We start from the raw sequence: 15,432 nt of genomic DNA on the forward strand, positions 1-15,432 counted from the left end.
GCGCAGTGGGCGGACGTGGGAGCGGACAGGGTCGGCGACGGCGACGCTGCCGACACGGGGTTCGGTGAGGATGACGGTTCCCCGGGGTTGAGGGCCCCGGGCGAGGGAGGTCCGGGGGCGGGCGGAGTGGGAGATCAGACCCCGGCCCGTTCGTGTCGTGCCCGGTCGGCCGCGTGCTCGGCGGCGGCGGGCAGCGACAGGGCGAGCCAGGGTGTGACGGTGGCACGCATGCCGTCGGCGAAGCGCAAGCCGGTCCCGGTCAGGGCTCCGGACTCGGCGAGCCGTTCCACGGCTTCGGCGGTGTACTGCCGCCAGAGCGCGAATTGTGCGCGCGTCCGGTCGGCGGCTTCGCCGGGCAGGCCGTCGTACGCGAGGGTGCGGGTGCCCCAGTACTCGGTGACGGCCAGGTGGGCGTACGTGCCTTGGAGCAGCCCTTCGAGCGGCCGGGGGTCGGGCCGCCAGGGCGCGAAGTACAGCGTGGTGTCGTCGCGGTCGTACAGGTCCGTGAGGTCCAGTACGGCGCCGAGTTTGACGTGTTGGAATTCGTGCGCGAGCAGGAGCGCGAGGGTGGGCGCGGTGGCCGGCCGGGCGATGCCGACGGCGCCGTACGCCTGCCGGGCCGCCGAGCTGACGTCCCGGCCTGCCGGGCCAGGCCGCAACGGGGTGACCGTCGCCAGTCCGGTCCGGATGCCTTCCGCGTACGCGGGCAGGTCCCGCCCGAGCAGTTCCCAGGCTTCGCGCAACGCGCCGGTCCAGTCGAGCAGTTCGCCGCCGGGCAGCCGGTCCGCGACCGGGTGGTCGTGGCAGTCGCGCAGCGGGTCGGTGTCCTCCAGGGCGAGGGTCCACCCGCCGGCCAGCCGGATCCGTCGCAGCGGCTCGTCCAGCCCCGTGCGCACCGAGCCGTCGCAGGCCCGTACCTCGAAGCCGTCCGGCCGACCGGTGACCACCACCTCCCCGTCCGGTACGGCGATCCGCCCGAGCGTCGGCAGGTGCAGCCACCCGCCTCGCACGGGCACCGGCACCGCGTCCCCCCGCCCGGCCCGCACCGCCGCGGCTGCGGCCAGCGCGGCCAGCGGGCCGAGCCCGACCGGGAGGTCGCCGGCGAGCCGCCGGGCCGCCCACGCGCGGGCGTACGGGTGGGTGAGGACGGCGTCGACAGCGGCGGGGGCTTCGACGTCCAGTGCGGACAGCAGGGCCCACGCCTCGGGCCGCCCCTGTCCGGAGGCGTCCCAGGCGGCGGCCAGCATCGCCCGGGTGAGGGCGAGTTGGGAGCGGCCGAGTGCGGCGACGGTGTCCGCGCCGCCGTACCCGCGCGCGAGTTCGTCGAGTTGCGACGACGTGAGCGCGTCCGGCAGCAACGGCTCGGCACCGGGTGGCAACAACTCGGCCGCGGGCAGTGGCGGTTCACCCGCCCGTACCGGCACGGCAGCCGAAGGGCCGCTCCCCGCGAGACCGTTGATGAGCGCCATGAGATCACCGCAGTAGACGGAGGGATGGTCGAAGCTGTCTCCCCCATCGTCGCTCCGGAAGCGGTGGGCGTACAGCCCGCCACCGCAGGAGCGGACCACGGAGCAGGCGCGGCAGGCCTCGCTCAGTCCGGCCAGGCCGGACTGGCGGGCGGCGATGCCGGGGTGGCGGGCGAGGTCGTCGAGGCTGTGCGCGAAAACGTTCATCCCGGTGGCGGGCGCGCCGTCGTACGCGGTCTTCAGGCTGTCGGCCTGCTCGAAGGTGCCGTCGGTCTCAAGGACCGCCAGGTCCGAGGGCTCCAGCCCGAGCGACTCGGTGAGGCTGGAGAGTCCGCGCAGGGTGCGGTGCACGGATTCGAAGGTCCGTACGGCGAACGGGCGGCCGTCCGCTTCCCACAGCCGGTGGACGGTCAGCAGCCAGTCGGCGTACGGGGTGGCGCCCAGGGCTTCGGGGCGTTTGGGCGGCTCGACCCAGGTGGCATGGGGGAGTAGGAAGTCCACGGCGGGCGGGCGGAGTTCGGCCAGCGCCCGGTACACGGCCACCGGGTCGTTCTCGACGTCCATCGTGCAGAGCAGCCCGGCGAAGAGGTGCCGGTACTCGGGTTCGTTCAGCAGTGCGACGGCCCGCAGCACCTGCGGATGGCTGGTGCGGCCGTCGGCGAAGCGCCGGTGGCGGTCGTTGGCGGCCCTGTCGCCGTCCAGCGAGATGCCGACCTTGAGGTCCAGCTCCGCGAACAGCGTGCAGAAGGCGCGACTCAGCAGCACGCCGTTGGTGTGGATGCGCAGGTCGAGCGCACAGCCGGGCGGGAGCGCCGCGCGGAACGCCTCGGCGGCGCGGCGCAAGCGGTCCGGGCCGGCGAGCAGGGGTTCTCCCCCGTGCAGGACGACCCGGACGGCGGGCAGCCGGTGGGCGGCCGCGTGCTCGCCGATGCGTTCGGCGGCCTTGGCCAGGATCCCGTCCGCGAGGACCTTCGGGCGGGAGCTCCAGCTGCGATCCGCGTGCTCGTAGACGTAGCAGTGGTCGCAGGCGAGATCGCACCTGCTGTGCATCTTGACCACGAACTGCGTCAGGGGCAGCGGAATTGACGTCGTCATGGAACTGTTCGGAGATCCGTTCGGATCGGCTCGGTCTGAGCGCGGCTCGGTGGTCCGGGCCGGGTCAGATCGAGGAGTTGAAGGCCGCTACCGGCACGAGGCCGGAATCCGCGCCGGGGAGCGCGCGCTGGAGGCGGGAGGCGAGTTCCCCCGCTCCGAGGGCGGCGAGGTCGGCGAGGGACGGGCGTTCCGGCGTCTCCTGAGTGTCAGTGAGCTTGCCGGCCGGCTTGGTGCTGGTTACCGGTGTCATATTCGTTTCCTTAGGCGCGGTTAGGACCTGCCGAGGGCGGGTAAGCCCACCCGATTGAGACCAAATGTAGTGCCCGCGAAGACTCCGCGCGGCACCTTGCGGACTCAAGTTGGGCTCCCCGGGCGGCCGACGTCGCACGACGGCCCGCAGAACCCCCGAGAATTCACCCGTTCAGCGGTCGCGCACTTCGCCGTGGCGCGCGCCGAAGCGTGTCGCCGGGCCGAGCGCCAGGGCCGCCACCCGGGTCAGCGTACGAATCCCCCGGTTGATTCCCCTCATCCACACCCGCCGGGGCGCGACGGCCCTCCCCCGAACGGCTCAACCACGCCGCCCCCCACCACCCAGTTCGTGAACGGAACGAACCAACTCCTCCGTGAACTCCCTCCCCTGCGCCGTCAGTTCGCCACACTCCAGCAAGGTTCCGGCGGCCGCCAGGGTGTGCGCCCGCCAGCGCACGAACTCCCGCTCCGCACGACCCGCCCCACCCGCACCGGCGGCCGCCTCCGCGCACCAGAAGTCCGCGACGCCCAGGTGCGCGTACGTGCCCTGCAACAGCGCGCCCGCCGGACGCAGGTCGGGCCGCCAGGGGGCGTGGTAGACGGCCGGGCCGTTGGGCCGGTGCAGCGGCACCAGGTCCAGCAGCGCGCCGAGTTGGACGTGCAGGAACTCGTGGACCAACGCCAGCGCCAGCAACACCGGATCGTCCGGCAGCGAGGCCGCCACCGCCCCGTACGCCCGCCGGGCCGCCGCACTGACCGCCTCCCCACCGGGGGCCGGGCGCAGCGGGACGACCGTGGCGACGCAGGCCGCCACCGCCTCGGCGTGGCGCCGGTGGCGGCGCACCAGGATCCGCCAGGCCTCGGACAACCGCTCCTCCCAGCAGGCGAGTTCGGCCTCCGACAACGGCCCGGCCGGAGGGCGCCCGTAGTCCACCCGGCGCGGCCCGGCATGGTCGACGGACGGCGCCCAGCGCAGCCCGTCACACTCCAGCACCAGCGCCCGGCCACCATCCGCCCGGAGAAACTCCCCCAGGCCGCCCAACTCACCAGCCCTTCCCGACGGACCGTCCGTGCCACCCGCGACAGCACGCAGGCAGTCAGCCGCCCAGGCGTCCAACTCCGGCCGCAGCAGCACCTCCTCCCACCGCGCCCGGTCCTCGCGCCGCAGCACCCGCACCCGCCCGTACGCCTCGCGGTAACCCTCGTGCTCCGGCGCCGCCCGGAGCAGCGCGAGCAGCAGCAGCGCGCGCTTGCTCAACTGCCCGGCGCGCAGCACCCGGACGGCCTCCGGCCCGCCGCGCGCGCCAGCGATCGCCCTGAACGTCGCCCGATCCACGCCATGCCGGGGCAGCCCGTCCACCCCACGCGCGCCGGGAACCCCGGCCGCCACCGCCTCGCCCGTACCCGCCACCGCCTCGCCCGTACCCGCCACCGCTCCTCCTCCATACCGCCCGCATCCGCCCCGCAGTCTCCCCCCGGCGTACCGAACAATCCGGCCAACGACCGCGCATGACCCAAACGGACGACCCCACACCCCCAGCAACACCCACACCCCCACCCCAGCTGCACCCCCACCACCCCCCACCCCCAGCAACACCAACGCCCCCCTCCCCCTCCCCTCCTCCCCCCTCCACCAGCGAGAGGGACGCGCTGCGGGAGGGGCGGCGCAGGGGGTGGCCCGGAGAGGGGCGTTGCGGGTGATTTTCAGACTGCCTACGGCGATCAGCACCCCACCCACAGAGTCGGCAGTCGGAAAATCATCCAGCCCCCGGAGCGGCCACCCCCGGAGCCGCTCCGCACCCACCCTCCCGGGAGCCCCACCCCCGGAGCCCCTCCCGCAGTCGCCCCCCCATGTGCCGGACCAGCCGGTCCAGGTCCGCGCAGTACACCGACGGGTGCCCGAAGCCCCCGCCCGCACCGTCCCCCGCCCACCGGTGCGCGTACAGCCCGCCGCCGCAGACCCGGGCCAGCGGACACCCGGCGCAGACCGGTCCGAGCCCGGCGAGGCCGCGCTGGCGGGCCCGGAAGGCGGGGTGCGCGGCCGCCTCCGCGAAGCCGTGCCGCCACACGTCCAGGCCGGTCCCCGGGGCGCCGTCGTACGCCGCCTTGAGGCTGTCCGCCTGCTCGATGGTGCCGTCCGCCTCGATCACCACCAGGTCGACCGGGGTCAGGCCGACCGCTTCGCTGGCGGCCCGGCCGCCGAGCAGCAGGACGGCCAGCTCCTCGAACAGCCGCACTCCGGTCTCCCGCCGCGGCGCGCCGTACCAGCGGTCGAAGGCGGCGATCAGCCACTCCCCGTACGGCGCCGGGTCCGCGCCGGACGGTGGCGCGCCGGGCACGGGCCGTGCGCGCAGCCCGGGTGGTGGGGTGTGCCAGGTCCCGTGGGGCAGCAGCAGGTCGAGTCGGGGCGGCGCGAACTCCAGGAGCGCTTCGTAGGTGTCCACCGGGTCGGCCGCCAGGTCGACGACGCACAGCAGGCCGGCGAACAGTTCCCGGTGCCGGTCCGTGCCGAGCAGCCGCACCGCCTCGGCAGTCCGTGCCCAGCTGCCCGCGCCGGAGGGCAGCCGGCGGTGCCGGTCGTGGTCGGCCCGGGTGCCGTCGAGGGACACCCCGACCGCGACCCGGTGCCGGTGCAGGACGTCGAGGAGTGAGGGCTCCTCCAGCAGCCGCAGCCCGTTGGTCTGCAGGCTGAACCGCACCCGCGGCCCGCCCGCCACCGCGCCGCTCAACTCGCCGAGCAGTGCGTCCAGATGGCCTGTTCCGACGAGCAGCGGCTCGCCGCCGTGGAGCACCACGGAGATCTCGTCCAGCCCGTGTTCGGCGGCGTGTTCGGCGATCCGCCGGGCGGTGCGGCGGACCGTCGCGAGTTCCATCCGCCGGGGCCGCCGACGCCAGCTCTGGTCCGCGCTCTCGTACACGTAGCAGTAGTCGCAGGCCAGGTTGCACCGACTGTGGATCTTCAGCAGGAACTGCCGGAACGGCACCATGCCCGTGAGCCTAGCGCCGCCCGACAAGCCTCCCGAGCCGCCGTCTCCTGACGTGCCGTCACACGTGCGGCGGCTCCACGTCCGAGTCCAGTCGCGCTCCCGCCCGCACCGCCACCGTCGTGGGGTGCTCCTCTCCCAGTGTCACCTGCGCCCGCCGGATGCAGTCCGCCCGCAGCTCGGCGGCGCGTTCGGCCTGTCCGGAGGCGGCCAGCGACAGCGAGAGGTTGGACTTGATGCCGATGGAGTCGTAGTGGTCCGGGCCGAGGGCTTCGGACATCAGCGGCGCGGCCTCCAGTTCCAGGTCGAGCGCGGCCTGGGTCCGGCCGGACAGCGCCAGGTCGTTCGCGTGGTTCATCATCGCGATCGGGATGTAGAGGTGGTGGGCGCCGAGGACGGCCCGGAACTGCGTCAGGGTGCGCCCGGACAGCTCCAGGGCCTCCTGGGTGCGTCCCGCCAGCCGCAGGTAGACCGACAGGTTGTTGGCGCCGGCCAGCGTCACCGGGTGGTTCTCGCCCAGGTAGTCGCGGTACCGCGCGAGCGCCCGTTCGGCCAGCGGGATGGCCCGGGTGGTGTCGCCGAGGGCGCTCAGGTCGCTGGCGAGGTTGGTGGCGGCGGCCAGGGTGTCGGGGTGCTCGGCGCCGTTGATGTCCAGGTAGCGCTGGTAGATGTCCTCGTCTATCTCCAGGGCTTCGTGGTAGCGGCCGGCCCGGCGCAGTGCCACGGCGAGGTTCTTGCGGGCGCGCAGGGTGTCGGTGTGGCCGTCGCCGATGGTCTGCTGGTAGATCCGGACGGTCTCCTCCAGCAGGTCCAGGGCCTCCCGCAGCCGCCCGGTCTCGCGCAGGTCGCGGGCGTAGTTGGAGGCGGAGGACAGCGCGTAGAGGCTGTGCGCGCCGAGCGCGTCGCGCTGCTGGAGGTAGTTGCTGCGGTGCCGTTCCAGGGCGGCCCGGCGGTCGCCGGCCAGGTAGTCGGAGACGGCGAGGTTGTTGGTGATCATCAGGGTGCGCGGGTGGTCGGGGCCGAGGGTGCGCCGGGCGGCGTCCAGGGTCCGGCGGTCGAGCGCCCGGGCCTCGTCGTAGCGGCCGAGGAAGCGCAGGTCGGCGCCGAGGCTGTTGGCGACGGCGAGGGTGTGCGAGTGCTCGGGGCCCAGGGTCGCGGTGAAGCGGTCCAGGATGTCCCGGTCCATCTCGTAGGCCTCCTGGAGGGCGCCCTGGGAGCGGCGGATGTTGCTCAGCTGGGTGCGCAGCATGAGCGTCTGGGCGTCGTTGTCGGCGTCGAAGCCGGGGCCGCCGTAGCCGTCCTGGCGCCAGTGCTCCAGGGTCCGTTCGGCCAGTTCGCGGCCGGACTCGTGCAGGCTGCGCTTCCACTGGTAGCGGACCGAGTCGATGATCCACTGCCGGACGTCCTCGTCGGCGCTGTCGACGGCCCCGGACGGCCAGAGGTGGGGCAGGAGTTCGGCGTACTCGGACCAGTTGGCGGGGACGTCCGGGTCGCCGGGGTTGGCGGTGGCGAGTGCGGCGTGGACGACGCCGCGCAGTTCGGCCCGCCGCTCCTCCTCGACCTGGTCCCGGAGGACGGCCTGGACCAGCCGGTGCACGGTGATGGTCTCGCTGCCCTGGTCGGTGCGGGCGAGCCCGAACCGGTTGATGGCGCGCAGGAATTCGCCGATCGCGAGCTTGTCGCGGGGCGCGCGCGGGGGCAGCCGCAGGGCGCGGGTGACGGCCCGGCTGTAGAGCAGTCGCATCGGGATGGCGTCGGGGCCGAAGAAGGCGCAGATCTCCAGGATCTGAGCGGCCGGGGCGTTCATCCGGCGGAGTTCCTCGACGGAGATGCGCCAGGTCGCGGCGGCCGAGTGCGGGTAGTCGGCGGTGCGCAGCCGGGTGCGCTCCAGCATCTCGGTGAGCTCCTCGTCGAGGAGTTCGAGGTAGGTGGCGATCGGCATCGACGTCTCCTGGAGCCAGACGGCGGCCTGGCCCACGGCGAGCGGCAGGTCGCCGAGGCGTTGCGCGACCTGGTCGGCGTCCTCCGGGGAGAGGCCGCTGTTGAAGCGGCGCAGCAGCCGGACGCTCTCCTCGCGGAGGAAGACGTCGACCTCCACCAGGCCGGCGTGCCGGGCCCAGCCCTGGTTGCGGGAGGTGATCAGCACGTGCCCGCCGGAGGAGCCGGCCGGCTGCCAGGGGGCGAGTTCCTCGGGGGTGCCGGCGTTGTCGAAGACGAGCAGCCAGCGGCGGTACGGCTGGCCGCGGCGCAGCGCGTCGAGGACGGCGGCGGCGGTGTGCGCGACGTCGTCGCTGGTGGGCACGCCGAGCCGGGGGGCGAGTTCGGCGAGCTTCTGCGGGATGTTGGCGGGCTCCTCGGCGGGCACCCACCAGACCACGTCGTACGCGGCCTTGAAGCGGTGCGCGTACTCGGCGGCGATCTGGGACTTGCCGGCGCCGCCGAAGCCGTAGAGCACCTGGCTGAGCACGGCGGCGGGGCCGCCGGTGAAGCGGTTGCGGAGCAGTTCGAGGAGTCGGCCGCGGCCGATGAAGGCGGCGTTGCGCGAGGGCGCTTCCTGGACCTGCGGCGCGGTGCCGGGGAAGCGTGCGGGTGCGATGATCTCGCCGCTGTCGGTGTCGAGTTGGCGGGTGCTGCCGGGTGGCGGGCCGAGTTCGCCGTACAGCTGGGACTCGGCGCCCGCCGCGGCGGAGCGGACCAGGTCGGGGGCAGCCTGTCCGGAGAACGGACGGGGCACCGGCTCGTCCGAGTCCTGCAGCCGCAGGGCGACCAACGCCGGTGAGCCGGAGGCGAGTTCCCGGCCCTGCAGGAGCTGCCAGACCTCGGCGGCACGAGGCAGGGCGGTGTACTCGGGCGAGAGCAGGGCGAGCAGCCGGCCCTGGCCTTCGAGCGGTCCGGCGACCTCCGGCGGCCGGGGGCCGGTGTACGGATCGGCGGCGTTGTGCAGGGAGGTCTGGTAGCCGAAGCGGGTGAGGGTGCCGGCGGCCCACTCGGCCCACATCCGGTCCTCGGGCGCGTAGCTGACGAAGACCTGGCGCGGCACCGCGCGGGCGGAGCGCAGGTAGGCGCCGTAGAGCCGGCGGCGGGTCTCGGAGGTGAGCGGGCGCAGGGTGCGGACCCGGCCGTCGGTGATCCAACCGGCCAGCCGTTCGAAGGCGTTGAGCAGGCTGCGGGCCTCCTGCGGCCGGTCGGCGACGGTGGCGGGGACCTCCTCGTAAGCGTAGAACGGCTTGTACGGCACCTCGACGTCGGCCCAGTAGGCGGCCCGCCGGTCGCCGGGCAGCCAGCGGCCGAGGTAGGGCGCGAAGGCCTCGCGGGCGTAGTCGCGGCCGGCCTCCAGGCGCTCCTGCTCGGCGTCCTCGACCCGCATCGGGACCGGGAGCACCCGGATCGCCCGTTCCTCGGCCTCGGCGATGGCCCGGGCGGCGTCGACGCCGCCGCGGATGTTCTGGGCGCTGAAGGTGAAGCAGTCCACGACGGTGTCGGGCATCAGGACGGTGCAGATGCCGGAGGTGTCGCTGACGCCGGTACGGCTGTCGATGAGCACGTAGTCGTACCCGCGGGCCCAGCGTTCGCGCAGTTCGCGCAGGAACTCGCCGCCGCGGATGTCCCGGCCGTGGTAGAAGCTGCGCCAGTTGAAGCTGGTGACGGCGGCGGCGTAGGCGGCGTTCTGGCGGCCGGCGGGCAGGAAGTCGAGCCGGCCGCCGGGCGGCAGGTCGAGGGCGAGGCCGCAGAGGTAGCCGTCGAGGCGCCCGGGTTCGTCCAGCCAGGCGGCCGGGGAGAGGCCGACCGGGCCGGTGGCGGAGGGCAGCGCCTGTTTGACGTAGGAGCGCAGCAGGTCGATCAGGCCGTCGGTGGAGTGCAGTTCGGGGTCGACCAGGAGCGGGTGGTAGTACCGGTGGAGGCCGGGGGCCTCCAGGTCCCAGTCGACGACCAGGACGCGCAGGCCCCGGCTGGCGAGGATCCAGCCGACGTTGGCCAGGGCCATGGTCCGGCCGGTGCCGCCCTTGAAGGAGTAGAACGTGACGACCGAACCCGGTCCGCCGCGCTCCGACTCTGCGCCGGGCTCAGTGGTCATCGTCCTGGTCTCCCCTCAACGGGACAGCGTTGTCCTTGCCACGACTCTGGTGCGGGAGGTCCGTGCGGCCCGGGCTCGGATCGAGGCGCGCGGGCGGGCCCTGGCGGGGTCCGGGCGGGCCGGCCGGGATGGACAGCCCTGGCATGGCCGGGCCGCCGCCGGGGCCGAAGCCGAAGGCGTCGCTGCCATCGTCCCCCCAATCCAGGTTGTCGTCCATGAGCTTGTTCTGAGCGACCGTCACCATGATGGTGAGGTCGTTGTCGAAGCTCTCCCGGCTCACTTTGACCCGGAACAAGTGCTCCATGTCGCTCCGGCGCAGCCAGTTGCGCCGGAACACGTCGCGTACGCCCGCCCACAGGGTGTCGCGCTCCGGCCCGTCGGCCGGGTCGGCGCTGCCGGTGGGCACCATCACGCCGGTGACGGGGTGGTTCTGGTCGTCGTACTCGCGCAGCGCGGAGCGGTAGCGCTCGCCGCCGGCCACCCACGGGTCCACCAGCAGGATGCTGACCTGGCTGTCCTCGCGGGCCTGGTCGAGCTTCCCGCCGAGGCCGCCGTCGACCTCCTCCAGCGTGGTGGTGTGCCCGGCGGCGGTGATCACCTGCTGGGCGCGCGCCACCAGCGACGGGTTGGTGGGCGGATGGTAGGGCGCCCAATGCCACGGCTTGGCGCCGTACCAGCCGCCCGCGCGCGAGCCGCCCTCGGCGGCGGCCTCCGAGGCGCGCCCGGCCGCGATGAACAGCCGCACCATGCCGGGGGCGGAGACCACCTCCGGCGCCGCCGGGGGCGGGAAGTAGCCGCGCACCGTGCCGAGGTCGAACTCGGGCAGCTCGCCGAGCCGGCGCGCGGCCGCCTCCCGGACCCGCTCGGCGACCACCCGGACGACCTGTTCGTACGCCTCGCTCTGCGCGGTGCGCAGCAGGGCCCGCAGGCCGTACCGGGCGTAGGCCTCGCCCATGTCCGGCTGGGCCCACTGGATCTTGGTCACCTCGTCGGCCAGCTCGCCGGGCACGACGGGCTCCCAGAGCACCGGGATCAGGGCCGGGATGAGTTCCCCGCTGTCCTCGTGGTGGCGCCGGACCCGGCCGCGGAAGGCGGTCCACTCCTTGCCGCAGTACAGGCTGGTGAAGTAGGCCGGGGAGTAGAGCGCGATCATGGTCCGGCTGCGGCCCAGCATCGTCGCCAGCTTCTCGGCCCAGTCGTCGCCGAGCCGCAGCTGCTCGGTGTCGCGGTAGGCGAGTTCCTCGACGCGTACACCCGTCCCGACGAGCCGGCCGAGTTCGTCGCGCAGGTCGTTGAAGAACTGGTTGACGAAGGCGTCCTCGGCCTCGAAGTCACGACGCGCGTAGCTGAAGAAGAAGTACGGCCGTTGCTGTTCCTGCTCCATCACCCGTTCCCCCCGTGCCCGACGGTGCCGCGACGGCGCTGGTTTCATACCCCAGCATGTCGTGAACTCCACCGGCCGCGCTGGCGAGTTGGCGGATTCGGCCGCCCCGGTGGTTTAGCCGGTGATCAGGCGCACGCCCGCAGCCGGGCGCCGCTCCGGCGCTCGGGGGCGCACCGATGGGGGCGTGGGCGCGCCGAAGGAGTCGCGGGCGCCGGAGCCGCGCTACCGGCTACCGTCGAGCGACGACTGGAAGGCGGCGAGCGGCTCCGCGCCGGGAGTCAGGGCGTCCGCCACCACCCGGCGCAGCAGGTCGCCCAGGACGGTGTCGGGCAGGGCGTCGAGCTCTTCGAGCGACAGGGCGGCGACGTCGACCAGGTCAGAGTCGAGTCCAGCGGCGGCTTCCGCACCGGTGACGCTCATCAGTCCCTCACTCGATCGTGCCGGCACAGCGCGTTGCTGGCCGGATGTGCCTCGACCCAGGTCCGCGACGGGCATCCTACACCCGAGGCGTGACGGTCCATCAGCTTCACGCCGCCGCCGCGCCCGGACCGACCCGGTCGGCCCACCGGGCTCGCGAGGCCCCCGGAACCCGCAACGCCCGCAACGCCCGCGGGCCCCGTCGCACTCACGGGCAGAGCCGTTCCACCCGCCACCCCGTCGGGCTCGCCGGGTCGGCGAGGTAGCGGAGCCGGTCGTGCAGGCGGTTCTCGCGGCCCTGCCAGAATTCGACGCTCTCCGGGACCACCCGGTACCCGCCCCAGAAGGGGGGGACGGGCACGCCCTCGCCCTCCGGGTAGCGGCGTTCCAGTTCGGCGTAGCGCTGTTCGAGGACCTCGCGCCCGCCGACCGGGCTGGACTGCTCGCTGGCCCAGGCGCCCAGCTGGGAGCCGTGCGGGCGGGTGCGGAAGTAGGCGGCGGTCTCGTCGCGGCCGACCTTCTCCACCCGGCCCTGGACGGTCACCTGGCGGGCCAGGGCGATCCACGGGAACAGCAGCGCGGCGTACGGGTTGGCGGCTAGTTCGGAGCCCTTGCGGGAGCCGTAGTTGGTGAAGAACACGAAGCCGCGCAGGTCGTAGCCCTTGAGCAGGACGGTGCGGGAGCTGGGCCGCCCCTCGGCGTCGGCGGTGGAGAGCACCATGGCGTTGGGCTCCGTGACCCCGGCGTCGTCCGCCTCGTGGAACCAGCGGGTGAACTGGCCGATCGGCTCGGGCGCGAGCTGCTCCTCGACCAGGCCCTCGTGGACGTAGTGCTTGCGCATCACGGTGAGGTCCGGGCCGGGGCGGGCCTCGTCGGCCAGGGTCCGGGTGACGGGGCTCGGGGGTGTCGACTGGGCGGGTTCCGGGGTCTGCACGCCAACATCATCCCGTACGACAAGCAACGGGCACCGCTACCTCCGGACAAATCCCGGCGGGAGATAAGGTGTCTCGCCACCGCTTGGCCGCCCGTCGTGCGGAGAATTGTCCGGAACCGGGGGTTTGGTTCCGGGTTTCTCCCGGGCACGACCGACCCTCGACGGGAAAATCGAGCGGGCCTACGGCAAACATCACCACGGTGGTGTATGGCGCAATGCACCCCGTGCCTGTCACTCTGGCACCGAGTGCCAACCACGATTCGGTCACTGGTATGCCGCCCCACCACGGCGGAGCGCCGAACACAGAACTGAAGGAGCCGTCGCATGTCCGATTTCGTACCCGGGCTTGAGGGAGTCGTCGCGTTCGAGAGCGAGATCGCCGAGCCCGACCGGGAAGGCGGCGCCCTGCGGTACCGCGGTGTCGACATCGACGACCTGGTCGGCAACGTCTCCTTCGGGCACGTCTGGGGCCTGCTGGTGGACGGCAAGTTCAACCCCGGCCTGCCGGCCGCCGAGCCGTTCCCGATCCCGGTGCACTCCGGCGACATCCGGGTCGACGTGCAGTCGGCGCTCGCCATGCTCGCCCCGGTCTGGGGCCTCAAGCCGCTGCTGGACATCTCCGCCGAGCAGGCCCGCGACGACCTCGCCCGCGCCGCCGTGATGGCGCTGTCCTACGTCGCCCAGTCGGCTCGCGGCCAGGGCCTGCCGATGGTCCCGCAGAGCGAGATCGACAAGGCCGAGACGGTCGTCGAGCGGTTCATGATCCGCTGGCGGGGCGAGCCGGACCCGAAGCACGTCAAGGCCGTCGACGCCTACTGGACCTCGGCCGCCGAGCACGGCATGAACGCCTCCACCTTCACCGCCCGGGTCATCGCCTCCACCGGCGCCGACGTCGCGGCCGCCCTCTCCGGCGCGGTCGGCGCGATGTCGGGCCCGCTGCACGGCGGCGCCCCCTCCCGCGTGCTCGGCATGATCGAGGAGATCGAGCGCACCGGCGACGCCACCGCCTGGGTCAAGAACGCCCTGGACAAGGGCGAGCGCCTGATGGGCTTCGGCCACCGCGTCTACCGCGCCGAGGACCCGCGCGCCCGCGTGCTGCGCCGCACCGCCAAGGAGCTCGGCGCGCCGCGCTTCGAGGTCGCCGAGGCGCTGGAGAAGGCCGCGCTGGAGGAGCTGCACAACCGCCGCCCCGACCGTGTGCTGGCCACCAACGTCGAGTTCTGGGCCGCCATCATGCTGGACTTCGCCGAGGTTCCGGCCCACATGTTCACCTCGATGTTCACCTGCGCCCGCACCGCCGGCTGGTCGGCGCACATCCTGGAGCAGAAGCGCACGGGCCGGCTCGTGCGCCCCTCCGCGCGCTACATCGGCCCCGGCCCGCGCCGTCCCGAGGCGATCGAGGGCTGGGACGCCATCGCCCGCTGACCGCACCGGACGACCGTCCGCACAGTGCCCCTGACCAGCGGGTCCGGCCTCGGCCGGGCCCGCTGTCGGCATCTCTGAGCAGCGAAGATCACAGTCTCAGCGGGCGGACGACCGTACCCCCGCCCGGCCCCCGGCCGGTAGGCTGCGCGCGTGGCTCAGATCCAGATCCCCGCTGACATCAAGCCCGCAGACGGCCGTTTCGGCTGCGGACCGTCCAAGGTGCGCCCCGAGGCCCTGAGTGCCCTCGCCGCCACCCAGACCTCCCTGCTCGGCACCTCCCACCGCCAGGCCCCGGTCAAGAACCTGGTCAAGCGCGTACGCGAGGGCGTGAGCAGCCTCTTCTCGCTGCCCGAGGGCTACCAGGTCGTCCTCGGCAACGGCGGCTCCACCGCCTTCTGGGACATCGCCGCCTTCGGCCTGGTGCGGGAGAAGTCCCAGCACCTGGACTTCGGCGAGTTCTCCTCGAAGTTCGGCGCCTCGGTCAAGGCCGCGCCGTGGCTCGCCGAGCCGAGCGTGATCAAGACCGCCCCGGGCACCCACCCGCTGCCGGTCGCCGAGGCCGGTGTGGACGTCTACGGACTCACCCACAACGAGACCTCGACCGGCGTCGCGATGCCGATCAAGCGCCCGGCCGGCGCGGACGAGGGCTCGCTGGTCCTGGTGGACGCCACCTCGGGCGCCGGCGGCCTGCCGGTCGACATCACCGAGACGGACGTCTACTACTTCGCCCCGCAGAAGTCCTTCGCCTCCGAGGGCGGCCTGTGGCTGGCCACCTTCTCCCCGGCCGCCCTGGAGCGCGCCGCCGAGATCGCCGCCTCCGGCCGCTACATCCCGCCGTTCTTCTCGCTGCCGACGGCCATCGACAACTCGTCGAAGGACCAGACGTACAACACCCCGTCGATCGCCACGCTCTTCCTGCTGGCCGACCAGCTGGAGTGGCTGAACGGCAACGGCGGGCTGGACTGGGCCGTCGCCCGGACCGCCGACTCCTCCTCCCGGCTGTACGCCTGGGCCGAGAAGTCCTCCTTCGCCACCCCCTTCGTGGCGAACCCGGCCGAGCGCTCCCAGGTGGTCGGCACCATCGACTTCGACGAGTCGGTGGACGCCGCCGCGGTCGCCAAGGCACTGCGTGCCAACGGCATCGTGGACACCGAGCCGTACCGCAAGCTGGGCCGCAACCAGCTGCGCATCGCGATGTTCCCGGCGATCGACCCGGCGGACGTCGAGGCGCTCACCCAGTGCATCGACTACGTGGTCGAGCAGCTCTGAGCACCCGCTGAGCACCACCTGAGCACCCGCTGAGGCGTGCGTGAGGGCCACCACCCACCCGGGTGGTGGCCCTCACGGCCGTTTCCGGTCTACCGGCCGGCCAGTGAGCTGATCAGCACGACGACCAGCAGCAG

At 73.4% G+C, this 15,432-nt stretch carries 10 protein-coding genes; 2 read left to right on the forward strand and 8 right to left on the reverse strand.

All coding sequences use genetic code 11. The annotated features are described in order from the left end of the window. Nucleotides 1-134 precede the first annotated feature (134 nt). The 8 genes from ACZ52R_RS08685 to pdxH all read right to left on the reverse strand — a co-directional run bounded on the left by ACZ52R_RS08685 (nt 135) and on the right by pdxH (nt 12,511). A complete protein-coding gene (locus tag ACZ52R_RS08685; RefSeq protein WP_465753212.1) occupies nt 135-2,561 on the reverse strand; it encodes an FxsB family cyclophane-forming radical SAM/SPASM peptide maturase in 2,427 nt (808 codons plus the stop codon). A 64-nt stretch (nt 2,562-2,625) separates the two neighbouring features. Then, the gene (locus tag ACZ52R_RS08690; RefSeq protein WP_465616456.1) at nt 2,626-2,811 is read right to left on the reverse strand and encodes a hypothetical protein; all 186 of its coding nucleotides are present in this window, start codon (nt 2,809-2,811) and stop codon (nt 2,626-2,628) included. Nucleotides 2,812-3,129: 318 nt separating this feature from the next. After that, entirely contained in the window at nt 3,130-4,242 is a 1,113-nt protein-coding gene (locus ACZ52R_RS08695; protein ID WP_465753214.1) for an aKG-HExxH-type peptide beta-hydroxylase, read from the reverse strand. Between the two features lie 325 nt (nt 4,243-4,567). Continuing rightward, a complete protein-coding gene (locus ACZ52R_RS08700; RefSeq protein WP_465616452.1) occupies nt 4,568-5,797 on the reverse strand; it encodes an FxsB family cyclophane-forming radical SAM/SPASM peptide maturase in 1,230 nt (409 codons plus the stop codon). Nucleotides 5,798-5,855: 58 nt separating this feature from the next. Next, complete coding sequence (gene fxsT, locus ACZ52R_RS08705; protein WP_465753216.1) at nt 5,856-9,869, reverse strand: FxSxx-COOH system tetratricopeptide repeat protein; 4,014 nt, start codon at nt 9,867-9,869, stop codon at nt 5,856-5,858. Beyond that, on the reverse strand, nt 9,859-11,253 hold the full coding sequence (locus ACZ52R_RS08710; RefSeq protein WP_465616450.1) for a TIR-like protein FxsC: 1,395 nt from the start codon (nt 11,251-11,253) through the stop codon (nt 9,859-9,861). The genes fxsT and ACZ52R_RS08710 overlap by 11 nt, the downstream gene beginning before the upstream one ends. Before the next feature lie 222 nt (nt 11,254-11,475). Then, the gene (fxsA, locus tag ACZ52R_RS08715) at nt 11,476-11,673 is read right to left on the reverse strand and encodes an FxSxx-COOH cyclophane-containing RiPP peptide (protein ID WP_360494658.1); all 198 of its coding nucleotides are present in this window, start codon (nt 11,671-11,673) and stop codon (nt 11,476-11,478) included. Nucleotides 11,674-11,878: 205 nt separating this feature from the next. After that, nucleotides 11,879-12,511, reverse strand: a complete 633-nt coding sequence (gene pdxH, locus ACZ52R_RS08720; RefSeq protein WP_360494838.1) for a pyridoxamine 5'-phosphate oxidase — start codon at nt 12,509-12,511, stop codon at nt 11,879-11,881. A 417-nt stretch (nt 12,512-12,928) separates the two neighbouring features. Between pdxH and ACZ52R_RS08725 the strand changes: the two genes are divergently transcribed. Next, complete coding sequence (locus tag ACZ52R_RS08725; RefSeq protein ID WP_360494660.1) at nt 12,929-14,029, forward strand: citrate synthase 2; 1,101 nt, start codon at nt 12,929-12,931, stop codon at nt 14,027-14,029. A gap of 150 nt (nt 14,030-14,179) precedes the next feature. Continuing rightward, nucleotides 14,180-15,298 carry a phosphoserine transaminase gene (gene serC, locus ACZ52R_RS08730; RefSeq protein WP_360494663.1) on the forward strand — a complete coding sequence of 373 codons (1,119 nt, stop codon included), beginning with the start codon at nt 14,180-14,182 and terminating at the stop codon, nt 15,296-15,298. The last annotated feature ends 134 nt before the right edge of the window (nt 15,299-15,432 follow it).

Source organism: Kitasatospora sp. NPDC034023, assembly GCF_055575795.1.